The sequence below is a fragment of the Halobellus sp. MBLA0158 genome, assembly GCF_041477585.1.
Lineage (GTDB): Archaea > Halobacteriota > Halobacteria > Halobacteriales > Haloferacaceae > Haloquadratum > Haloquadratum rubicundus.
In genome coordinates this window covers 1520163-1541090 of sequence record NZ_JBGNYA010000001.1, presented here as the reverse complement: position 1 = coordinate 1541090, position 20928 = coordinate 1520163, and the positions used below count along the sequence as shown (strand labels likewise).

20 protein-coding genes are annotated in these 20928 nt (G+C 65.6%); 10 read left to right on the top strand and 10 right to left on the bottom strand.

The features are described from left to right. Positions 1 to 65: 65 nt before the first annotated feature. Together OS889_RS07990 and OS889_RS07985 are read right to left on the bottom strand one after the other, a co-directional pair. A complete protein-coding gene (locus OS889_RS07990; RefSeq protein ID WP_372388822.1) occupies positions 66 to 887 on the bottom strand; it encodes an ABC transporter permease in 822 nt (273 codons plus the stop codon). A gap of 6 nt (positions 888 to 893) precedes the next feature. After that, positions 894 to 2126, bottom strand: coding sequence for a twin-arginine translocation signal domain-containing protein (locus OS889_RS07985; RefSeq protein ID WP_372388820.1), 1233 nt, complete (start codon positions 2124 to 2126; stop codon positions 894 to 896). A 264-nt stretch (positions 2127 to 2390) separates the two neighbouring features. Between OS889_RS07985 and OS889_RS07980 the strand changes: the two genes are divergently transcribed. From OS889_RS07980 to OS889_RS07965, 4 genes are all read left to right on the top strand, one after another. Further along, positions 2391 to 3200: an ABC transporter ATP-binding protein gene (locus tag OS889_RS07980; RefSeq protein ID WP_372388818.1), complete on the top strand. Its 810-nt coding sequence runs from the start codon at positions 2391 to 2393 to the stop codon at positions 3198 to 3200. Positions 3201 to 3357: 157 nt separating this feature from the next. Then, on the top strand, positions 3358 to 4167 hold the full coding sequence (locus OS889_RS07975; RefSeq protein ID WP_372388816.1) for an ABC transporter permease: 810 nt from the start codon (positions 3358 to 3360) through the stop codon (positions 4165 to 4167). Positions 4168 to 4261: 94 nt separating this feature from the next. Then, positions 4262 to 4780 carry a universal stress protein gene (locus OS889_RS07970; protein WP_372388814.1) on the top strand — a complete coding sequence of 173 codons (519 nt, stop codon included), beginning with the start codon at positions 4262 to 4264 and terminating at the stop codon, positions 4778 to 4780. 55 nt (positions 4781 to 4835) lie between these two features. Continuing rightward, positions 4836 to 5564 carry an SDR family NAD(P)-dependent oxidoreductase gene (locus tag OS889_RS07965; protein WP_372388812.1) on the top strand — a complete coding sequence of 243 codons (729 nt, stop codon included), beginning with the start codon at positions 4836 to 4838 and terminating at the stop codon, positions 5562 to 5564. A gap of 1 nt (position 5565) precedes the next feature. Here OS889_RS07965 and OS889_RS07960 read toward each other — a convergent pair whose 3' ends face one another. The 3 genes from OS889_RS07960 to OS889_RS07950 form a co-directional block, all read right to left on the bottom strand. Next, positions 5566 to 6480, bottom strand: a complete 915-nt coding sequence (locus OS889_RS07960) for an EamA family transporter (protein ID WP_372388810.1) — start codon at positions 6478 to 6480, stop codon at positions 5566 to 5568. Between the two features lie 131 nt (positions 6481 to 6611). Then, entirely contained in the window at positions 6612 to 7373 is a 762-nt protein-coding gene (locus tag OS889_RS07955) for an ABC transporter permease (RefSeq protein ID WP_372388808.1), read from the bottom strand. 21 nt (positions 7374 to 7394) lie between these two features. Further along, positions 7395 to 8471: an ABC transporter substrate-binding protein gene (locus tag OS889_RS07950; RefSeq protein ID WP_372388806.1), complete on the bottom strand. Its 1077-nt coding sequence runs from the start codon at positions 8469 to 8471 to the stop codon at positions 7395 to 7397. Between the two features lie 223 nt (positions 8472 to 8694). Between OS889_RS07950 and OS889_RS07945 the strand changes: the two genes are divergently transcribed. Together OS889_RS07945 and OS889_RS07940 are read left to right on the top strand one after the other, a co-directional pair. Next, on the top strand, positions 8695 to 9501 hold the full coding sequence (locus OS889_RS07945) for an ABC transporter ATP-binding protein (protein ID WP_372388804.1): 807 nt from the start codon (positions 8695 to 8697) through the stop codon (positions 9499 to 9501). A 1-nt stretch (position 9502) separates the two neighbouring features. Beyond that, positions 9503 to 10291 (top strand): ABC transporter permease, encoded by a 789-nt coding sequence (locus OS889_RS07940; RefSeq protein ID WP_372388802.1) that lies wholly within the window; start codon positions 9503 to 9505, stop codon positions 10289 to 10291. Between the two features lie 308 nt (positions 10292 to 10599). Here OS889_RS07940 and OS889_RS07935 read toward each other — a convergent pair whose 3' ends face one another. Next, positions 10600 to 12342, bottom strand: a complete 1743-nt coding sequence (locus tag OS889_RS07935) for a thiamine pyrophosphate-requiring protein (protein WP_372388800.1) — start codon at positions 12340 to 12342, stop codon at positions 10600 to 10602. 97 nt (positions 12343 to 12439) lie between these two features. After that, positions 12440 to 13075 (bottom strand): IS6 family transposase, encoded by a 636-nt coding sequence (locus OS889_RS07930; RefSeq protein WP_372388799.1) that lies wholly within the window; start codon positions 13073 to 13075, stop codon positions 12440 to 12442. A 164-nt stretch (positions 13076 to 13239) separates the two neighbouring features. Here OS889_RS07930 and OS889_RS07925 point away from each other — a divergent pair, with 164 nt between their 5' ends. The 3 genes from OS889_RS07925 to OS889_RS07915 all read left to right on the top strand — a co-directional run bounded on the left by OS889_RS07925 (position 13240) and on the right by OS889_RS07915 (position 17442). Next, positions 13240 to 14634: an SLC13 family permease gene (locus OS889_RS07925; RefSeq protein ID WP_372388797.1), complete on the top strand. Its 1395-nt coding sequence runs from the start codon at positions 13240 to 13242 to the stop codon at positions 14632 to 14634. Between the two features lie 60 nt (positions 14635 to 14694). Next, positions 14695 to 16371, top strand: coding sequence for an aldehyde ferredoxin oxidoreductase family protein (locus OS889_RS07920; protein ID WP_372388796.1), 1677 nt, complete (start codon positions 14695 to 14697; stop codon positions 16369 to 16371). 129 nt (positions 16372 to 16500) lie between these two features. After that, entirely contained in the window at positions 16501 to 17442 is a 942-nt protein-coding gene (locus OS889_RS07915) for a VOC family protein (RefSeq protein ID WP_372388794.1), read from the top strand. A gap of 24 nt (positions 17443 to 17466) precedes the next feature. On the opposite strand, the gene OS889_RS07910 is transcribed toward OS889_RS07915, so the two are convergent. Beyond that, on the bottom strand, positions 17467 to 18243 hold the full coding sequence (locus tag OS889_RS07910) for a 2-keto-4-pentenoate hydratase (RefSeq protein ID WP_372388792.1): 777 nt from the start codon (positions 18241 to 18243) through the stop codon (positions 17467 to 17469). Positions 18244 to 18367: 124 nt separating this feature from the next. Between OS889_RS07910 and OS889_RS07905 the strand changes: the two genes are divergently transcribed. Continuing rightward, positions 18368 to 18754, top strand: a complete 387-nt coding sequence (locus OS889_RS07905; RefSeq protein WP_372388790.1) for a VOC family protein — start codon at positions 18368 to 18370, stop codon at positions 18752 to 18754. Positions 18755 to 18792: 38 nt separating this feature from the next. On the opposite strand, the gene dmpG is transcribed toward OS889_RS07905, so the two are convergent. Continuing rightward, positions 18793 to 19836, bottom strand: a complete 1044-nt coding sequence (dmpG, locus tag OS889_RS07900) for a 4-hydroxy-2-oxovalerate aldolase (protein ID WP_372388789.1) — start codon at positions 19834 to 19836, stop codon at positions 18793 to 18795. Beyond that, positions 19829 to 20773, bottom strand: coding sequence for an acetaldehyde dehydrogenase (acetylating) (locus OS889_RS07895; protein WP_372388787.1), 945 nt, complete (start codon positions 20771 to 20773; stop codon positions 19829 to 19831). The genes dmpG and OS889_RS07895 overlap by 8 nt, the downstream gene beginning before the upstream one ends. Positions 20774 to 20928: the final 155 nt, after the last annotated feature.

Below are 20928 nucleotides of genomic sequence, written 5' to 3'. Positions count from 1 at the left end.
ATACCGACGCGCGCGGGAGATCGCACGGAAGAAGAGCGCCGCCGCGACAGCAGATGGAAAAGGCGCTACCGCGGACCGGTGCCCATCGAGGACTTGACGTCCTCCCGCCAGGCGAAGAGGTACTCCTCGGTCTTGCGGAAGACGCCGTACTCGATGACCATCATCACGACGACGAACAGCACGACGTACTGGAGCACGCCGATCATCGAGAACCGGCCGAGGCTGTCGCGGATCAGGAAGCCGATGCCGACGTTCGAGATCACGACCTCCGCGAGGATGGTGACCTTCCAGGCGACGGAGAAGGTGAACCGGATGCTGGAGAACACCTCGGGGAGGATCGACGAGAACAGCACCCGTCGGTAGACACGGGTTCGCGAGACGCCGAACGCGCTCGACATATCCAGGAGGTCGGAGTCGACGTTCTCGACGCCGCTCTGGATCATATCGACGACGAACGGCGCGGTGATGATCGCCGTCGCGAGCGTCGGCGTCGTGTCGCTGATCCCGAAGGCCATCGCGGTGAAGATGACTACGAACAGCCCCGGAACCGCCATCCCGACGAGGACGTAGTACCGGAGCACCTTCCCCCAGAAGCTACTCACTCCGAGGACGATGCCGCCGATCACACCCACGACGAGCGCGGCGACGAAACCGTACAGGATCCGCTGCATCGACGCGACGAAGTGCGTCACCCACTCCCCGCTGAGGAGCAGTTCGTACATCGCCACGCCGACGAGGATCGGCGAGGCGATGAGGTCCGTGATCCCGAAGAGGCGGGCGCTCAGCTCCCAGACGAGCAGCAGCGCGAGGATCGACTCCACGAAGACGACCCGCCGGTCGCCGACCAGCGCCCGCCCGACGCTTCCGCCTAGCTGTGACGTGCTCATATCGCGTCAGACCATATCCTCCAGGTCCGAGACCGTCATGAACGTGATGTGGTCCTGCCATCCGGAGGGGATCTGACCCAGTTCCTCCATCACGTTCAGGACGTTGCGAGCGTCCTCGACGGACTGCTCGTCGAGGCCGACCTCGGAGTACAGCGCCGAACGCTGGAGGCTCTCGATCTGGCTGACCTCGTTGCCCGCGAAGAGGTCCATCAGGAAGCGCGCTTCCTCCTGGCTCTCCGCTTCGAGGGTCTCCTGGCCCTGCGGGTCCTCGGCGATGTCCGGGATGTTGTCCTGGACGTAATTGAGGCCCTCGCTCCACATATTGATCATATTGAGCAGGACCTCGGGGTTCTCCTCGGCGAAATCGAGTCGGGTGGAGAGACTGACGAGCGGCGGCCGACCCCAGCCCTGATCGAGGTACTCGTTCCAGATCCACAACAGCGGCTTGAGTTCGCCGTTGACGATTTCGGTGAGCCCCGCCGAGGAAGCCGAGTGGACGGCGGTCGCGAGGTCACCGCGAAGGGTGAGTTGCGGCATCGTTCCCCGTTCGGTCGTCTGGACGTTGAAGTCGCCGCCGTCCTGGGCGAGCGTGTAGCCGTACTTCTCCTGAAGGATGTTCTGGAGGTGCGGGACCGCGCCGGCGGCCCAGCCCGGAATCCCGAACCGGGCGTCCTCCTCGACGATCTTGTCGAGCGACGCCTGGACGCTCCCGGTCTCGGCCGGATCGTAGGGGCCGCCGGCCTCGACCCACGGCGTGGAGACCACGCCCTCGATGTTCCCGAAGGCGACGAGCTGTTGGTCCTGTTCGACGCCGAGTCGGGCGTCTTCGACCCAGCTCACGGTCCCCATATCGATCTGTCCCGACGCGAAGAGCGTCGCGTCCTCGAAGGTGAGTTCGTAGTCGAGCCGGTAGCCGTCCTCCTCGAAGCGCGGCTGGATGAGATCGTTCGCCGCGAGGTAGTACTCGATCACGATGTTGACCGGCATCCCGACCGGCGGCGTCGCGAAGGAGACGGAGGTCAGGTCTCCGCTCCCGCCGCCCCCGCTGTCTGTACTTCCGTCGCCGGAGTCCGAGTCGGAGTCGCCGCCGCTTCCACTGTCGCCGCCGGAACCGCCGCCGTTCCCTCCGCTCGTACAGCCGGCGAGCGTGGTCGCGACGGCCCCGGCGCCGGCCGCCTTGATGAAGCGTCGTCTGTTTACACCACTAGCTGATCGAAATGCCTCTTTCTTCCGTGGCATACGCTATCATCTCAGTATCAATCATTATAAATCCTCCGGTGAGGGTGACGAACCCGCAGATCTCAGGCCGGTCCTCGGCCGATCCGCCGCGCGTGTGGAAGGAAACACGAAGGTGGCCGATCGGCGTGGGTAGTGGTAGCGTAGCAAACCTAAAGTACACCCACGAGGAATGGTAGCGCAGAGTTATGAGCCAAATCAGTTCTCACACCGTCTGCACATCGCTTCCACCGTCTGTCCGGCCGGCGTCCTCCAGAGGTGGTCGGAATGGCCTCTGAGGCGAAGCGGGCCAAGGGTGCCGAGGACGGCGACGACGTGGAAGGGATCGCCCACGGGTCCTCGGCGGCGGGCGCGATCCACGTCCGAGACCTCACAAAGGAGTTCGACACCGAAGAGGGTCGAGAAACGGTCTTCTCGGACGTCTCTTTCGACATCGAACCGGGGTCGTTCGTCACGCTGATCGGGCGGTCAGGAAGCGGGAAGTCGACGATGCTGAACATCATAAGCGGCGTCCTCGAACCCACGGCGGGCCGCGTCGAGTTCGAGGCCAACAGCGAGGGCGAGGAGGTGACGCTGGGGCACGTCTTCCAATCGCCGCGCCTCCTGCCGTGGAACACCTGCGTCGAGAACATCGAATACGTTCACGAGGACAACCCGGACTACACCCGGGAGCTGGCCGAGGAGTACATGGACCTGGTCGGCCTCTCCGAGCACTACGACAAGTACCCCTCACAGCTCTCGGGCGGCCAGCGCCAGCGCGTCGGCATCACCCGAGCGCTCAGCATCGACCCGGAGATCCTCATTATGGACGAGCCGTTCAGCAATCTCGACGAGATCACCGCCGAGGAGCTTCGCGAGGAACTCATCCGAATCTGGCAGCAGCTCGGCAAGACCGTCTTCTTCGTTACCCACGACATCACGGAAGCGATCGAACTCTCCGATCGCATCCTGATGCTCGGCGACGGCCGGATCTTCGACGATATGTCGATCGATCTCGAACGCCCGCGCGACGTGGATTCCGAGGAGTTCCTGAAGGTCCGTCAGGAGGCGATCGACCGGTTCCACGCGATCGCGTGATCCCCGATCGCCCGATCGATGCCGCAGGCAAAGTATTAAGTCGATATACCGCAAGCCTCCGACTATGCGTGAACGACGATTACATACCACACGGACCGGAGCGGCAGGCATCGCCGTCGTCGAACCGAACCACCGCGGGACCGCGGTGTAACTCCCGATGGCGACGAGCAGCCGTTCGTCTCGGATCCCGTTCCGGTCGACCATCGGCGACGCCTGGGCCGCCCGCATAATCGGCCTCGTGGGCGGGCTCGCGGCGTGGTACCTGGTGACGATCGTCTTCCCCCGCGGGCTCTTCCCAGGGCCGATGGAGACGGTCACCGCGTCGGTCGAACTGCTCGCCTCCGGCGTCGTCTGGACGCATATGGAGGCGACCTTCTTCCGGACGTTCCTCGGTTTCATCGGCGCGTTCTTCGTCGGCGCCGCCATCGGAATCGCGATGGGCATCAACAACTTCGGCGAGCAGTTCTCGACGCCGATCATCATCATCGCCCTCTCGATTCCGGGCATCGCGTGGGCGGCGATCACGACGATCATCTTCGGGTTCGGCATCGCGGCGCCCGTCGTCGCGACCGCCGTCACCGTCTTCCCCTACATCTCGCTGCGGATCTGGAAGGGCGTCGAGGACATCGATCCCACTCTCATCCGGATGAGCCGGTCGTTCGACATCTCCCGGGGGCGGTTGCTCCGCCGGATGATCCTCCCGAGCATCGCGCCCGCGCTCTTCACCGCCGTCCGGTTCGGCCTGGCGATCTCCTGGAAAATCGAAACCCAGGCGGAGATCTTCGCGTCGAACTCCGGCGTCGGTTACCGCGCGATCGAGGCGTTCTCGCGCTACCAGTACGACACCGCGATGGCCTGGGCGGTCGTGTTCGTCGTGATCGTCTTCGCACTGGAGATGCTCGTCCTCCGGCCCCTCGAACGCAAGGTGTTCGCGTACCGCAAGGAAGCGGACTTCAGCGTCCTCTGACCCCGAAACGGCGTTTTCCGTTCCATCGCAGAGGCGCGCCCGCCGGGCTCGGGCCTGAGTGAGTATTATTACACAGGCACGCGAAGCCGGTGATATGTCCGTTCTGGCAGCCACCGACGGGACCCAGGTCCCGGATCGAGTCGTCGAAGTCGCGGCCGAACTCGCGGCGGCACACGGCGAACAGCTCGTCGTGCTCCACGTGATCCCCGGTGACGTCTTCGACGAACAGCAGTCGTCGTCGGTCGAGAGCACCTCGGACCTGGCACTGACGTTCGCCCCGGAGATCACCTACCGGGAACTCGGCGACCAGACCAAACGACCCGACAGCGGCGACGGGGGGTACTCGCTCGAACACGCCAAGCGCGACGCCGCCGGCGTCGCCGAAGACGTCACCGAGGAGACCGTCGGCGCGGTCGAAGACGCCGCCTACCGCGGCCGCGTCGGCGACGTCACCCAGCAGATCCTCTACGAGGCCGACGACGTCGACCCGCGCTACATCGTCGTCGGTGGGCGGAAACGCTCGCCCGTCGGGAAGGCCCTCTTCGGGAGCGTCACGCAGTCGGTCCTGCTGGACGCGTCGCGTCCGGTCGTGGCCGTGATGTCCGAGGAGTGAGACCGTCCGCGACCGACGCAAATCGTTATACTGCGGGCCTGCGTTACTTCGCGTGATGCTCACAGACGAAACCGCGGTCGTGACGGGAGCGGCGACGGGGATCGGACAAGCCATCGCCGAGCGACTCGCGAACGAGGGCGCCCACGTCGTCGTGGTCGACGTCGCCGACGGGAGCGAGACCGTCGAACGGATCGAGGCGGCGGGCGGCAGCGCCGAGTACCGAGAGGGCGACGTCACCGACGAGGCGGCGATGCGCGACGTCTTCCAAGATATCGATACGGACATCCTCGTCAACAACGCGGCCTACTACGCGCCGCTGGTGACCGACAAGAAGCGGTTCGACGAGATCGACGAGGAAGAGTGGGACACCGTGATGGCGGTGAACGCGAAGGGACCGTTCCTGGCCGCGAAGCACGCGCTCCCCGACCTCGCGGGCGGCGGGCGCATCGTCAACATCTCTTCATCGGTCGTCACGATGGGCGTGCCCGGCTTCCTCCACTACGTGGCCTCGAAGGGCGCCGTGCTGTCGATGACGCGCGCGATGGCGGCCGAGGTCGGCGACGTCGACGTGCGGGTCAACGCCGTGATGCCGGGCTACACCTGGTCGGAGGCGTCCCAGCAGGCCGGCGAGGCGTATCTCGAAGACTACGTCGAAAAGCAGGCGCTGGATCGCGTAGTCGAGCCCGAGGACATCGCCGGTGTCGTCGCCTTTCTCGCTGGTCCCGACAGCGGCGCGATGACGGGGCAGGCGATCAACGCCGACCCCGGACTGTCCTACTACTGACTCAGCTCAGGAGCGTCACGCCGATCGCACCGCCGACTGCGACGAGGGCGCCCATCACCAGTCGGGGGGTGATCCGTTCGAGGTCGTCGCTCACGAAGAGGATCGAGAGCAGAATAACGACGAGCGGGCTCGACTGCACCAGCGGCACGACGAGCGAGACCGGCTCCAGCTCTAGGGCGCCGTAGTAGCCGAGCAGGAACACCGTGTTCGCGACGCCCGCGCCCACGAGCCAGGGGAACTCTCGGCGCTCGATCCCCCGCGGGTCCGGGATCCCCTGCGTCCACCACAGGTAGATCAGGAAGCCGAGCCCCGCGCTGACGGTCTTCACCGTCAGCCCCGTCAGCACGGCCGCGCCCTCGGCGAAGCCGAGCTTCGCGAACGTCGGTTCGATCCCGTAACAGAACGCCGCGGCGAAGGGGAACGCCAGGCCGACGTACCCCGCGTCGTCGGACGCCTGGCCGCCGCTGCCGTGTTCGTAGGTGATGATCGCGATGCCGGCGACGATGGCGACCATCGAGAGCAGGTGGCCGGCAGAGACGATCTCGCCGAGGACGAGGACGGCGACGAGCGAGGCGTGGAGCGGCTGGGAGGCCTTGATCGGCTCGGCCCGGCTGGAGCCGATCCGCTTGATTCCCTCGAAGTGCATCGCTCGGCCCACCATCGTCCCGAGCAACCCCGCCGCGGTGAAGGCGGCGAGCGACCGAAGCGTGAGCTCTTCGAGCGGCGAGCCGAGGAGGAACGCCGCCGGGACCAGCGCGAGGACGTTGACCGCGAGCACGATCACCAGCGCGTCCGAGGAGTCGCTCGTGATCGTGCCGTAGCGGATCGACAGCGACTGGACCGCGAGCGCGACCGCGCCGAGCACCGCGAGTAGGATGCCCGTACTGAGCACGTCGCCGCCGAGCGCTGGCGTCATCGTCGATCCTCCCCGCGTTTCGGCTCGGACGAACGAGCCGACTCGATCGTTCGGACACCGGAACCGTCGGCTATCGGATCACGCATCGCGAGCGTCGAAAAGAATCTCGGAGTTGACATCGAATGCGAGCCTCACCGCCACTTCATCAGTCGGTGCTCGGCGGCCCGGAGGCCCTCCTGAGCGAGGATGATGAGTAAGACGGGGATGAGCACCCAGCCCAAGAGCAGGTCGACGCGCTGCTGTTGGAACCAGTAGTTGACCATGTAGCCGACGCCCGAGCCCGCGCCGAAGACCTCCGCGATGAAGAGGACCTTCCAGGAGACCACGAGGCCCCAGTACATCGAGGGAAAGAGGTATTCGAGCACCTGCGGCAGGAGGATGTCGCGGTACTTCTGGAGCGTGCTCGCGCCGAAGAACTCCGCCATCTCGGTGATCTCCGGATCGAGCTCCTGAGTCCCCTCCCACATATTGAGGATGACGAAGGGCACGCCCACGATCACGACCGTCAACACCGGCACCCACTCGGAGATTCCGATGGCGATGATGAGCGCGAACGCGACCGCGATAGCCGGCACCGACAGGCCGAGGACGATCCACGACCGGAGGAACGCCTCGACGTCGTCGCGGAGTCCCATCGCAGTCCCGACGATCGCGCCGACGACCACCGAGATGGCAAAGCCGGCCAGCAGCCGGCGGAACGTGTCGAAGATGTTGCTTCGGTACGTCCCGAACTGCGGGTCCGTGATGACCGTCCGCGTGGCGGTGAGAAGCTCCGGGACGCTCGGGAAGACGTAGTACGCGAAGAACTGCGCGGCAAGCTGCCAGGCCGCCAGCAGGGCGACCGCGACGAGGGCCTTCTTGCCGAGGTTTCGATCGGTGATGTAAGAGTTCATAGAGAGACGTCGAGGCGGCTGTTACAGCGGATTCCGGAGCAGTTCGTCCTGCGAGGGCACTTCGCTGACGAACTCGTACTCGTTCATCAGATTGATGAAGTCCCAGTTGGCGTCGGTGTAGCCCGACTCCCAGCCGCCGCGGAACACCTGCCCGTCGTTGGCCCACTCGTCGACAACGTCGATCTTCGCTTGGGTGTCGACCGAGGCGGTCTCGCCGTACTCTTCGAGGATCGAGGCGGTGTTCTCACGCCAGTGAGTCGTCGCCGCCTCCGCCCCGCGGAGCAGCCCCGCGGCGGTCTCGGTGTTGTTCTCGTACCAGTCGGAGTACGTGAACCACGCGGTGAGGGGGAGCGTGTATCCGGCCCGTTCGCGCCACATCGCGTTCAGCTGTGAGAGGCGGCGGTAGGTGTCGGGCTGGGCCTCCATCGTGATCGTGAGGCCGCTGACGTTGATCACTCCGTCGACCTGCTCGTCCGTGAGCAGACCGAGCAGGGCCGGCGGCGCCGCCGTCGTCGTCTCGAAGTCCTGACGGAGGCGGAGACCCGACTCCTCGGCTACGACCGCCTGATACGACTGGACGGTCGAAGAGCCCCACGACCAGACACCGATCCGCTGGCCTTCGAGGTCGGCGGTCGACTGGTAATCGCTGCTCGCGCGCGTGTACAAGCCGTTAATGCACTGGAGGCAGCCGTTCCAGCCGAACGTGACCAGGTCTTCGCCTTTGAGGTAGTTGCTCACGTACGGCATCATCGACACCATATTGACGTCGACCTCGCCGCCTGTGAGCGACTGGACCTGTGCGCCGAACGGTGCGTAATCGACCGTCAGGTCGATGCCCTCGTCCTCGAAGACCCCCGCGTCGGTGGCGGCCTCGTACATCGGATAGTGAATCGTCCCCTCGGGGAGGAGGATCCGGACCGACGTGAGCCCCCCGTCGGACGACCCCGCAGTCGTGCCAGACGAGCCGCCGTCGCTGTCGCCGCCGGACTCGGTGTCCGTGCTGCCGCCGTTTCCGTTGCCCCCGCTACAGCCGGCGAGTCCAGCGACGCCTGCTGCACCTGTACCGGCGATAAACCGCCTTCTGGTAACACGTTGCATACAACGACCACGTCAGTCTACACATATAAAAATACCGGGAACGTTTATGATGGATAGATTTCGTCGGGTCCGGAGATTTCTCGCGGGCGGGACGGAGGCGATCCGTCCCGCCGCTATGGAAAGATTATTATATTACTCACGTCTTTCGCTAATCGTTCACACGATCTATGTTCCGACATCATCCCCGCGCAGTTCTTCTCCTGTGGGACGAGGGGGAACGACGATGACGGCCGCCGAAGAGGAATCTGTATCGGCAGCGCCATCCGATACGGGGGGCGACACGCTGGAACTACGCGACATCGTCAAATACTATCCCAAGCCCGGACAGGGTCGTATTCAGGTCCTCGACGAGGTCGACCTCGACGTCGAGGCCGGCGCGTTCGTCTCACTGCTCGGCCCCTCCGGTTGTGGAAAGACCACGTTGATGAACGTGGTCTCGGGGCTCGTCGAACCGAACGAGGGGACGATGCGACGCGGCGGCCGCGACGTCTCACCGGACGATCTCTCGCTCGGGTACATCTTCCAGGAACCCCGTCTGCTGGACTGGAAAACCGTCGCAGGCAACATCGAGTTCGCGCTCGAAGCCCGGGGCGTCCCCGAGTCGGAGTGGGACGACCGAGTCGCCCGCTACCTGGAGATGGTTAATCTCGACGAGGAGGGGGACAACTACCCGACGCGGCTCTCCGGCGGGATGAAACAGCGCGTCGCCATCGCCCGCGCGCTCGCGATCGAACCCGAGATCATCCTGATGGACGAGCCCTTCAGCAGCCTCGACGAGATCACCGCCCGCGATCTCCGCGAGGAGTTGCTCGACATCTGGAAGCAGGAACAGAAGACCGTCCTCTTCGTCACCCACGACATCAACGAGGCGGTGTTCCTCTCGGACTACATCTATATGATGAACTCGAACGGCAAGATGTTCGCGCGACGGGACGTCAGCATCGACCGTCCGCGACAGTACGACGACCCCGAGATCGCCCAGCGCGAGGCGGAGCTGTACAGAGAGTTCCACGAGCACGTGGTGGAGTGAGATGGACCGGGTAAAACGGCTCGGCTACAGCATCGCGTCGATCGTCGTCCTGCTCGTCATCTGGTACGCCGGCGGCGTCGCGTATCCGGAGGTACTGCCGGGACTCCCCGAGACCATAGACTCGCTGGTCACCGTACTGACGACGCCCGGCCCGTACGACCATATGTTCTACTACCACGTCTGGAAGACCATCGAGATGCTCTTCGCCTCGCTCATCGTCTCGATGATCGTCGGGACGCTCCTGGGGATCGCACTCGGTCGAAGCGAGACCCTGGAGAGCACGATCTCGACGTGGATCTACGCGTGGCTCGCGGTTCCCTCGCTCGTGATCGTCTTTCTGTCGGCGATCTGGATCGGCTTCGACGCGAGCAGCGGATTCTTCGCGGTGCCGGTCGTCATCACCCCGTTCGTGGCGCTGAATATGTGGGAGGGCGCTCGGAACCTCGATTCGGACCTCGCGGAGATGGCCGAGTTCTTCGGCGCCGATCGCGTGCAGATGTTCACCGACATCATCGTCCCGCAGCTCGCGCCGTTCCTGTTCGCGAGCTTCCGCTCGGCGCTGTCGATCGGCTGGAAGATCACCCTGCTCGTCGAGGCGTTCCTGCTGACCCGGGGCGTCGGCTTCATGTTCCGCCGGTACTTCGACCAGTACGACCTCCCCACGATGATGAGTTGGCTCATCATCTTCGTCGTCTTCCTGATCGTCGTCGAGTACGGCGTCCTCGCGCCCCTCCACGAACGCGTGATGGAGTGGCGTCCCGACGCCGAAGGAGTCCGAGTGACCGAGTGATCGAGTAGGCTCGGGTGAAACTTCCGTTTTTCCGTGGAAAATCGCCCACACAAGATCTTCCGGAGATTCAGGGATTCGTTTGCAGATTCCGAACACCGGTACATCTGTTATCGTCGCAATCGTCCATTATGAATTCGCCCCGGTTTCGAATATTGTGACATATCGAATAATACAATAAACCATATGACCAAATTTATGAGGAGAATTGTCATCTTTTCTCCGTCTAAAGACAATATACGATTAATACTACTGGGTTAAAATTATGTTATTAGATATTTGTTCACTTGATATCGTTTTCACATAGAAAATCAATCTTTCGGATCGAGTCGAACGTCCAGAACCGCGTCCTGCCCTCCGTCGACGGCCGCGACCGCCGTGTCCAGCGCGTCGTCGAGGGAGTCGAGATCGTCGACCCGGCGGGCGTGTGCGTCGCTGATCGTCGCGATGCGCGAGAGGTCGATCGTCTCGCCGTAGTCGCCCTCGGGGACGCCCTGGGCCGCGGCCGCGCCCGTTTCGTGTTGCTTCCGGGTGGCCCGCCGGACGGCCTCCCAGCCGTCGTTGTGGTAGATCACGCTCAGGGTCGGCGCGTCGGCGTTGTTCGCCGCGAGGACGCTCGCGGCGGGATTGCTGAACAGGTAGCCGCCGTCGCCGACGAGGGAGATGACCCGCGTTTCGGGATCGGCGAGCTTCGCGCCGATCCCGCCCGGGACCGCCCAGCCGAGGCCGGCCCCGCCGCGCCAGAAGAACGTCCCCGGCTCGGACTGCGGGATGTGTTCGAGCGCGGGGACGCGGTTCGTCGTGGTGCCCTGGAGGACGACGGTGTCGCCGTCGACGTAGTCGGCGATGGCCGCCGAGAGCACTCTCGCGTCTAGTCGGTCGTCCGCTCGGGCCCGCTCGACGCGCGCGGTGGCCTCTTCGCGGCGTTCGCGGTGCCGCTCCCGCCACGCTTCGCCGTCGCCCCCCGCGTCGGTGTCGGCGAGGCGCTCTGCGAGCCGGCGGAGCGCGGCGGCCGGGTCGGCCAGCACCGCCTCGTCGACCTCGAAGGGCCAGTGCGGGTAGGTCCCTTTCCCGGGATCGGTGTCGATCTGGACGACGTCGAGATCCGCGGGGATCTCGACCTGGGAGGGCACCCAGGGGACGTCGGACTCGGCGACGACGAGCAGGTCGCACTCCCGGACGGGCCCGCTCGGGTCGTAGCCGACGTGGAGTTCGTGATCCCGCGGGAAGCAGAGGACGTGGGGGACGTGCTCGACGACCCCCGCGCCGACCGCCTCCGCGAAGTCCACGAGCGCGTCGAGGTCGGGGTCGCCGGTCGGTCCCACGCCGTTGCTCGTGACGACGAGCGGCCGCTCTGCCGCCCGGAGTCGCTCTTCGATCGGTGCCAGCGCCGCGTCATCGGGCGCGGCCGGCCGCGTCTTTCGGACCGGTCGGACGTCGGCGTCGCTGTCGTCCGAACCACCGGGGCCGGTGGGATCGGGGGCTTCGAGCGCCTCGCGGGCGGCGGTGAGGTACGCCGGCCCCGACGGCGTGCCGACGGTCCGGGAGAGCGCGCGACGGATCATCTCACGGGGGTCCGCGGGGACGCGGTACTCGCCCGTCCAGCGGCAGTACTCCTCGACGATCGAGGCCTGATCGAACACGTCCTGGGCGTAGTGGATAGGGTTGTCCCGCGAGCCGGGATAGCCCGCGTCCGAGACCGGCGAGAGCCCGGCGACGACGAGCACCGGCGCGTTCGCGCGGTGGGCGTTGTGCATCGCCGCTCCGAGGTTCTGCGTGCCGACGTCGACGTGGACCAGGACCGCCTGCGGCTCGCCGGTCGCGACGGCGTACCCGTGCGCCGCCGAGAGCGCGACGAACTCGTGGGGGCAGACGACGATCTCGGGGAGTTGCTCGCCCTCCTCGCGCAGTCGGGCGTGGGCCTCGATGAAGGGCGTGTGGTCGGTGCCGAAGTTGGCGAAGACGTACTCCACGCCGCACTCGGCGAGCGACAGGAGCATCGATTCGGCGACGGTGCGGTCCGCGGATCGGTCGGGCGAATGTGGGGGAAGCATAGGCGTGAGACGTTCCTGCGTGGGACGTGTGTGTCCGGATATAACGGTCGACAGCGACTACCATCATAAACGTTCGTGTCGGGCGGATGGGCATTGTTCAGATTAGCTGATTGAAGCAGACGGCGAATGCTTGGAGCCACGCTTCTGCAGTGTTCGGATCGGCGTGTCTGAAGTGGTTTGCAAACGCCTCAGTTCGGCGTTTCAGCTCTTTAAACACGCGTTCGATGGCATTCCGATTCCCGTGGGTGACGTGTTGGAATCGGAGCGAGTGGCGGTGACAGGCCGCCTGGAGCCAGGGTGCGCCATCGACCAGGAAGATCGCGTCGGAAACGAGATGTTTCTCGCGGAGTTCCGCAAGGAACATCTCGGTCAGCGCTTGGGTCCTGGTCGGGAATAGTCGCACGTGCAGCAGGCGAGTCGTGTCGGGATCGACCGCCGCAAACAGCCAGTAGCGCTGGTCATTCACTCGAATTACAGTCTCATCAACCGCGACGTAATTCGGATTCTGTCCCTCGGCAGGCTGTAGGTCTGCCTTCTGAACCCAGTTGTGAACGGTCGAACGACACCGATCGACACCCAGGCTTGCAAGAACAGAGACGGTATCCGACAGCGATAATCCCGCCAAATGCAGTTGGATACCCAGCTTCATTGCCGACTCGGGTGTCGCCTCTCGCTCCACAAAACCTAACTCTGGAAAGTCGCTACCTCCGGTGAGGCGGTCCGGTTCTTGCATAGGCACCAACGAACTACGACCGCCTCACTTTTCGATCTTATCTGAACAGTGCCGGGCGGATGCGGAGGCGAATCGGTCCCGCCGGACCCAACACCTATACCCCTGATCGCCGTTGGGTGGCCCGTGCAAGCACGGGACGGCGGCGACACGGGAGGCGGCGGCTGATGGCAGCAGTCGGCCGACCGTCCCTTTCGCCGTCCGCCCTCTCGGTCCCGATCGGGATCGCGGCCGCGGTCGGAGTGCGGGCGATGGCGCCGTTCGATCCGGCAGGCGCGACGATGCTCGCGATCACGACGCTCTGTATCGCGCTGTGGATCGGCAACGTCGTCTCGCCCGCCTACACCGGCGTCGTCTGCCTGGGGCTGCTCGGACTGGCGTTCTCCCTGGAGCTGGCGCTCGTCGGCTTCCGCTCGCCGGCTATCTGGCTGATCGCCTTCGGGCTCGTGATGGGCGAGGCGACGCGGCGGAGCGGGCTGGCGGAGTGGGCGAGCGGCCGGATCGTCCACCGACTCACGCCCCCCGCGGCCGCCGAGGCGCCGGTGCGGACGTACCGGCGGCTGCTCTTCGGCCTCTCGACGGCCGGGCTGTTCTTGGTGCTCGTGATCCCTGCCGGGATCGTCCGCGTGCTGGTGCTGGCGCCCGTGGCGCTCGAAGTCGGCGAGCGGTTCGACTCCCGGGCGGCCTCCCTGGGGCTCTTCTTCGGCCCGGTGCTCGTCACCTACCTCGGGACCGTCGCGGTGCTCACCGGCGGCGCGCCGAACATCGTCGTCCTCGGCATCTTCGAGTCGATCACCGGCGTGTCGATCGCGTGGACCGAGTGGTTCGCGCTCCTGTTTCCGGTGATGGGCGTCGGGCGCCTGCTCGTCATCGTCGGCGTCGCGTACGCGCTCTATCGGCCGACGAGCGAGACGGCGTTCGAGCCGCCGGAGCGGGACGCGCGGGCGATGGGCCGTCGGGAACGCCGGATGCTCGTCTTCCTGCTCGCGGGGGTGGCCGTGTGGGTGACAGACGTGTTCCACGGCCTGCACCCCGTCTACGGCGCGATGCTTGTCGCGCTGTTGGCGTGCCTGCCGGGCGTCGGGATCGTCGACTTCGAGGCGGCCGTCGGCGAGGTCGACTTCTCGATCCTCTTTTTCATTGCCGCCGTGCTCGCGATCGGCGAGGGGATGACCCGCACGAGCGTCGCCGCGGCGATGGCCGAGCGCCTCCTGGCGGTCGTGCCGACCGGCGCGCCGTTGGTCGTCGTCCTCGGCATCGTCTTCGCGTTCACGGTGCTCCTCTTGTTCGTGATCAGCGGCCTGGCGGCGGCGAGCGTCGTCACGCCGGTCGTCGTCGCCTTCGCCGGCAACGCGGGGCTTCCCGTCGTACCGGTGACGCTGACCGAGGCCGTCGCGCTCCAGATGCCGTTCTTCCCGTATCAGTCGGCCGTGCTCGTCGTCATCCTCGCGTACGACATCGTCGAGACGCGAGAGCTGATCCGCGTCGTCGCTGCGGTCACGGTCGCGACGATCGTCGTACTGGTCCCGATCCAGCTCGGCGTCCTGGCGGCCTTCGGGTGATGCGCCGGCGGTTCGCCGCCCTGCGAATAGTTTTTGTATCGGGTCGCGCATCGTTGTAGTATGCTACACGCGCGCGGTTCGCTGCTGACGATCGATGTGGGCGCTCGGGAGACCGAGACCGCGGACATCGACGACGAACTCGAATCGTTCATCGGGGGCCGAGGGGTGTCGACGAAGCTGGCGCACGACCGGATCCCGTTCGACGCCGACCCGTTCGGCCCGGAGAACCGGCTCTACCTCGCGTCGGGGCCGCTCCAGCAGTCGGATATGAGCTTCACCGGCCGGATGAACCTCACCGGGCTCTCGCCGCTGACCGACGGCCTCCTCTCTTCGAACGCCGGCGGCTACCTCTCGCGGAACTTCATCGGCACGGGCCACTCGGTGGTGGAGGTCGCGGGCGAGAGCGACGAGCTGCTGGCGATCCACGTCACCGACGAGGGCGTCGAGTTCGAGGAAGTGCCCGAACTGGCCGGCGCGACCGTCCCCGAGGTCACAGAGGAGATGAACGACCGCCACGGGCTCGAAAGCGAGAACCTCGTGACGATCGGCCCGGCCGGCGAGAACCTCGTCCGGTTCGCGTCGGCGATGACCTACGACGAGCGCGCGTTCGGGCGCGGCGGCCTCGGCGCCGTGATGGGCGCGAAGAACGTCAAGTGCATCTCCTTCGAGGGCGACTCCGCCCCGGAGATCGAGATGCCGAACGAGGACATCCAGATGGACGTCCACCGGCAGGCCGCCACCAGCGACGACATCTTCCGGCGGCAGGGGACGACCCACCTCGTGCAGGTCCTCAACGACAACTTCGGGCTCCCGACGCGGTACTACTCCGAACTCTCTTTCGAGAACGCCGAGAAGATCAACGGCGACCGCGTCGAGGAGAAGAAGTACAAGAAGGCGGCCTGTTCGGTCTGTGCGTTCGCCTGCAAGCTCCCCACCCGCGACGACGCGAGCGGCCTCGAAACCGAGGGGCCGGAGTTCGAGACCATTATGGCCTTCGGGAGCAACTCCGGCGTCGACGACATCGTCGACATCATGAAGTCGAACGATATGTGCGACGACCTCGGGATGGACACCATCTCCTGCGGTAACACCATCGCCGCGTACCTCGCCAGCGAGGACGAGTTCGGAAACGTAGAGTTGATCCACGAACTCGTCGAGAAGATCGCCCACCGCGAGGGCGTCGGCGATACGCTCGCCGAGGGGATCGAGCGAGTCCACGAGGACCTCGGGGTCGAGAACTGGACCGTCAAGGGGATGGACTTCGCCGCCCACGAGGGCCGCGTCGTCCACGGCCAGGGGCTCTCCTACGCCGTCTCCAACCGCGGCGCCGACCATATGTACTCGACGACGATGATCGACGAGTACAACGACGTCATCCCCGCGGAGGGCACCGCCGGCAAGTCCGAGCACATCATCGACAACGAGAACCGCAACGCGATCCGCGACAGCGCCGTGGTCTGTCAGTTCGGCATCGGCCGGATTATCGAAGAGGAGATCTTCGAGGCGCTGTTCGACGAGGACTACGAGGACCTGCTTTCGGTCGGCGACCGCATCGTGAACCTCGAACGACACTTCGCCAATCAGCGCGGCCGCGACATCGAGGACGACCGCCTCCCGTACGACCTCCCGGACCTCGAATCCTCGATCCAGGAGTACTACGAGGCCCGCGGCTGGAGCGACGACGGCGTCGTCCCCGAGACCCTCGTCGCGGACTTCGCACAGGCCGCCGACGACTGAGCGGCGCCACGAGATCTTTTTCGCGCCTGATTCGGAACGGAGCACGCGCCGTCGACCGATCCCCCCCGGGCGATCGTCCCGTACCGCTTAGAAAGAAGTATATAACCGTACCGCTAAGCGGGTAACAGTATGGCAGAACTTGCCAAGCTCGGACATATCGCGTTCGAGACGCCGGACCTCGAGGAGTCGCTTTGGTTCTTCCGTGACCTGATGGGGATGAAAGTCGTCGAGCGCGACGACGACACGGCGTATCTCTGCGGGCTCCGGGACTACGAGCACCACACGATGAGCCTGACTGAAGGCGAGCGGGGCGCCGTCGACCACATCGGGCTCCGGGCGAAGAACCCCGAGTCCGTCGAGGAGTTCGCCGAGCGCTTCGAGGAACTGGGAATGGACGTCACCTGGACCGACGGCAGCCACGAGGCCGGCATCGGCGAGTCGATCCAGTTCGAGTTCCCCGCGGGCCACCGCTTCGAGATCTACTACGAGATGGACAAGCCCGACATCGACGGGAAGCAGCGCTCGAACATCCCGATGCGGCGGTACAGCCCCGAGTACGCCAACCGGGTGTACCCCCAGCGGATCGACCACGCCCACGTCCAGGACGGCTCGCCGGAGTCGACCTCCGAACTCTTCGAAGAGGAGTTCGGGATGGGCCTCAACGAGGTCTTCAAGTCCGCCGACGGGACGACGTGGGGCTGGTGGCACGCCACGACGCCGCTGCCGCACGACCTCGCGGTCCACCGCCTCGAAGAGGACACACGCGAGTTCCACCACATCGCCTACCACCTCGATCACCTCCAGGACCTGTGGGACGCCGCCGACATCCTCTCGGAGAACAACGTCGAGATCGACGGCGGCCCGGGCAAGCACGCGATCACGAACGCGAACTACCTCTACGTCAAGGACCCCGCCAGCGGCATCCGCCTGGAGCTGTTCGCCGGCCCCGGCTACCTGAACTTCGAGCCCGACTGGGAGACCGTCGTCTGGGAGGAGAGCATCGGCTCCGAGTCGGACCACCAGTGGTTCGGCACGCAGTACGAGATGGACGGCATCCCGTACACGGAATAAGAAAAGAAGGAGTCGCTTTTCGCGCTACTCGCTCAGGCGGGCGTTGACCGTCCCGATCGAGGTGAACTCGACGGAGATGACGTCGCCGGGGGCGAGGTCGACCGCGGGCGTCAGCGACCCGCTGAGGACGAGGTGGCCGGCCTCGATCGTCTCGTCGAGGTCGTCGAGCGTGTTCGCGAGCCACGCGACGGAGCGCGCGGGGTGATCGAGGACCGCCGCGCCGACGCCCGAGGATTCGAGCGTGCCGTTCTTGTAGAGCTTCACGCCCTCCAAGGAGAGGTCGTTCTCGGGGATCGAAGTCCGCTCGCCCGCGACGTACAGCGCCGAGGAGGCGTTGTCGGCGATGGTGTCTTCGATCCGGATGTCCCAGTCGCGGACGCGGCTGTCGATGACCTCGACGACGGGCAGGACCGAGCCGGTAGCGTCGAGCACGTCCAGATACGTCACCGGCGGTTCGAGCGGCTTCTCCAACACGAATCCGATCTCGGGCTCGACCCGCGGCTGGATCAGGTCCTCACCGGGGATCTCCCGCCCCTCGACGAACATCGTATCGAGCAGGCGGCCGAAGTCGGGCTCGTCGACGCCGAGCTGCTCTTGGATGCCGTCGCTCGTCAGGCCGATCTTGTGGCCGACGATCTCCGCGCCGTCGTCGAGACGGCGGTCGATCAGGCGCGTCTGGACGTCGTAGGCGTCCGCCATCGAGAGGTCGTGGTCGGCGGTGAGCCGGTCGATCGGCGACTGCTCGCGCAGCGCCTGGTAGAGCGCTTCTGCCAACTCCTCGCGTGTGTCTTCCGAGACCATACCTTCGCTTCCCCGTCGGGCGTCAAATAGGTTGGTGTCCGGCCTCGGTGCGGGCGGGCGAGAGCGTACGTCCCATCGCCGACGATTCCCCTGAATTTATGTCGCCGCCCGCGTCCCTTCCGGTATGGACGTCATCCACAGCGCGATCTGGGTATCGGACATCGAGGAGACGCTCGACTTCTACGTCGGGGCTCTGGGACTGGAGAAGACGAACGAGTTCGTCGGCGGCGACGACGCCACGAACGTCTACGTCCGCGGCGAGAGCGACACGGAGATCCAGTTCAAGCACAAGGAGGGCCACGACCTCGGCGAGCCGCAGACCGCGCGGTTCGACCACCTCGCGATCGAGGTCTCCGACACCGACGCCGAGGTCGAGCGCCTCCAGGAGGAGACCGACACGGAACTGCTCCGCGGCCCGCTCGACTCCACGGGCGCGAGCGCTCGCGTCGCCTTCATCACCGACCCCGACGGTCACGTGATCGAACTGGTCGAGCCGCGGGACGACCTGTAGCCGATCGAGAGCAGAAAAACCGAACCGTTTCCTCCGAATCAGTCGTCGCCGGCCGCTTCCGCGGCGGCGCCGCTTTCGTCTGCCAGCCGCGAGGCGACGTCGGTGATGAGGTCTTCCTGCCCGCCGACGACCTCCATATCGCCGAGTTCGATCAGGATCTCGCGGGGGTCGAGGTCGTACTTCTCGGCCGCGCGGCGCGTGTGCCGCAGGAACGAGGAGTACACGCCCGCGTACCCGAGGATGAGCGAGTCGTTGTCGAGTTCGGGCATCTCGTCGTCGTTGATCATCGGCACGAGGACGTCCTCGGCGGCGTCCATCACGCCGAAGAAGTCGGGGTTGATGTCGTAGCCGGCCTTCTCCAACACGCCGACGAGCACCTCGATCTGGGCGTTGCCGGAGCCAGCGCCGAGGCCGCGGAGACAGCCGTCGACCGTCGTCGCGCCCTCGTCGAGCGCCGCCAGGGTGTTGCCGATCCCGAGGCCGAGGTTGTTGTGGGCGTGGAAGCCGACCTCGATGTCGAGTTCCTCGGTGAGGAGGCCGACGCGGTCGCGGACGTCCTGCGGCAGGAGCGCGCCCGCGGAGTCCATCACGTAGACGGCGTCGGCGCCGTACTCCTCCATCAGCTGGGCCTCTTCGAGGACGCGCTCTGGCTCGGCCATATGCGAGAGCATCAGCAGGCCGTTCGCCTCCAGCCCGCGGTCTTTGACCTTGGTGAAGTGGTCCTCGGAGATGTCGGCCTCGGTGACGTGGGTCGCGATCCGGCACATATCGGCGCCGCGGTCGATCGCCATGTCGATCTCTTCGACCGTGCCGATTCCGGGCAGCATCAGCACCGACAGTCGCGTGTCGTCGAGTTCGGGCGCGACGGCGTCGAGGTACTCCTCGGTAGTGGCCGCAGAGAAGCCGTAGTTGATCGAGGAGCCGCCCATTCCGTCGCCGTGGGAGACCTCCACGACGTCCATCTCGGCGGCCTCCAGGGCCGCGGCGACGTCGGCCATCTCCTCGGGCGTGAACTGGTGGTCGACGGCGTGCATCCCGTCGCGGAGGGTCATGTCGACCAGCCGGACGTCGGCGTCAGTCATCGCCGACACCTCCGGCGACGTCCGCTTCGACCGATTTTGCTGCGACGCGCTCCGCCGTGCCGAGTGCTGCGCTGGTCATAATGTCGAGGTTGCCCGCGTAGGGCGGGAGGTGCTGGCCCTCGCCCTCGACTTCGATCATCGTGGTGAGGATGACCGAGTCGCCGAGGTCGAAGGCGACGTCGTCTTGGTCTTTGACTGTCGGTTCGAGTGTGATCTCGTAGCCGGGGACGTCCGAGCGGACCTCCTCGGCGACGTCGTCGACCGAGTCGTGTACCTCGTCGACGTCGGTGCTGCCGTCCACCATCGTGTAGACGGTGTTCCGCATCATAATCGGCGGCTCAGCCGGATTGAGCGTGATGATCGCCTTGCCCTCGTCGGCGCCGCCAACCTCCTCCAGCCCGGCCGAGGTCGTCTGGGTGAATTTGTCGATGTTCTTTCGGGTCCCCGGGCCGGCGCTCTTCGAGGCGATGTGGGAGGTCATCTCCGCGTACTCGACGCTCGCGACGCGGTCGACCGCGTGGACGATCGGGATCGTTGCCTGGCCGCCGCAGGTGACCATATTCACGTTCTCGTGGCCGCCGGCGACGACCTCGTCGACGTTGACGACCGGGACGGTGTAGGGACCGACGGCCGCCGGCGTGAGGTCGACCGCGAAGAGATCGAGTTCGTCGTAGACCGGCGCGTGCTGCTCGTGGATGCTCGCGCTCGTGGCCTCGAAGACGAGGTCGATCTCGTCGGCGTGCTCTTTGATGCTGTCGATGCCCTCGGTCCCGACGTCGACGCCCTCGTCGACGGCGGCCTGCAACCCCTCGCTCTCCTCGACCGGGAAGATCCCGACCATCCGCTGGAGGTCGATGTTCTCCCCCCGATCGAGGATCTTGTACATCAGGTCGGTGCCGATGTTACCCGGACCGACGATCGCTGCATCTAACGACATACAGGTCGGTACGAAAGTGACGTACAAATAACTTCGCCTACGGGACGGCGTCCCGGTCGGACGGGAGTGGGATTCCTGAGGATCTCAGCGGCTGTGACGCCGAATAGACGAGTACGGGAGACGACGATTTACTCCGGGCGAGTCGTGGGGCGGCG

Bases quoted from the DNA above. Each gene is read 5' to 3' on its own strand.
- OS889_RS07990 (WP_372388822.1), bottom strand. From the start codon at position 887: ATGAGCACGTCACAGCTAGGCGGAAGCGTCGGGCGGGCGCTGGTCGGC.
- OS889_RS07985 (WP_372388820.1), bottom strand. From the start codon at position 2,126: ATGCCACGGAAGAAAGAGGCATTTCGATCAGCTAGTGGTGTAAACAGA.
- OS889_RS07980 (WP_372388818.1), top strand. From the start codon at position 2,391: ATGGCCTCTGAGGCGAAGCGGGCCAAGGGTGCCGAGGACGGCGACGAC.
- OS889_RS07975 (WP_372388816.1), top strand. From the start codon at position 3,358: ATGGCGACGAGCAGCCGTTCGTCTCGGATCCCGTTCCGGTCGACCATC.
- OS889_RS07970 (WP_372388814.1), top strand. From the start codon at position 4,262: ATGTCCGTTCTGGCAGCCACCGACGGGACCCAGGTCCCGGATCGAGTC.
- OS889_RS07965 (WP_372388812.1), top strand. From the start codon at position 4,836: ATGCTCACAGACGAAACCGCGGTCGTGACGGGAGCGGCGACGGGGATC.
- OS889_RS07960 (WP_372388810.1), bottom strand. From the start codon at position 6,480: ATGACGCCAGCGCTCGGCGGCGACGTGCTCAGTACGGGCATCCTACTC.
- OS889_RS07955 (WP_372388808.1), bottom strand. From the start codon at position 7,373: ATGAACTCTTACATCACCGATCGAAACCTCGGCAAGAAGGCCCTCGTC.
- OS889_RS07950 (WP_372388806.1), bottom strand. From the start codon at position 8,471: ATGCAACGTGTTACCAGAAGGCGGTTTATCGCCGGTACAGGTGCAGCA.
- OS889_RS07945 (WP_372388804.1), top strand. From the start codon at position 8,695: ATGACGGCCGCCGAAGAGGAATCTGTATCGGCAGCGCCATCCGATACG.
- OS889_RS07940 (WP_372388802.1), top strand. From the start codon at position 9,503: ATGGACCGGGTAAAACGGCTCGGCTACAGCATCGCGTCGATCGTCGTC.
- OS889_RS07935 (WP_372388800.1), bottom strand. From the start codon at position 12,342: ATGCTTCCCCCACATTCGCCCGACCGATCCGCGGACCGCACCGTCGCC.
- OS889_RS07930 (WP_372388799.1), bottom strand. From the start codon at position 13,075: ATGCAAGAACCGGACCGCCTCACCGGAGGTAGCGACTTTCCAGAGTTA.
- OS889_RS07925 (WP_372388797.1), top strand. From the start codon at position 13,240: ATGGCAGCAGTCGGCCGACCGTCCCTTTCGCCGTCCGCCCTCTCGGTC.
- OS889_RS07920 (WP_372388796.1), top strand. From the start codon at position 14,695: ATGCTACACGCGCGCGGTTCGCTGCTGACGATCGATGTGGGCGCTCGG.
- OS889_RS07915 (WP_372388794.1), top strand. From the start codon at position 16,501: ATGGCAGAACTTGCCAAGCTCGGACATATCGCGTTCGAGACGCCGGAC.
- OS889_RS07910 (WP_372388792.1), bottom strand. From the start codon at position 18,243: ATGGTCTCGGAAGACACACGCGAGGAGTTGGCAGAAGCGCTCTACCAG.
- OS889_RS07905 (WP_372388790.1), top strand. From the start codon at position 18,368: ATGGACGTCATCCACAGCGCGATCTGGGTATCGGACATCGAGGAGACG.
- dmpG (WP_372388789.1), bottom strand. From the start codon at position 19,836: ATGACTGACGCCGACGTCCGGCTGGTCGACATGACCCTCCGCGACGGG.
- OS889_RS07895 (WP_372388787.1), bottom strand. From the start codon at position 20,773: ATGTCGTTAGATGCAGCGATCGTCGGTCCGGGTAACATCGGCACCGAC.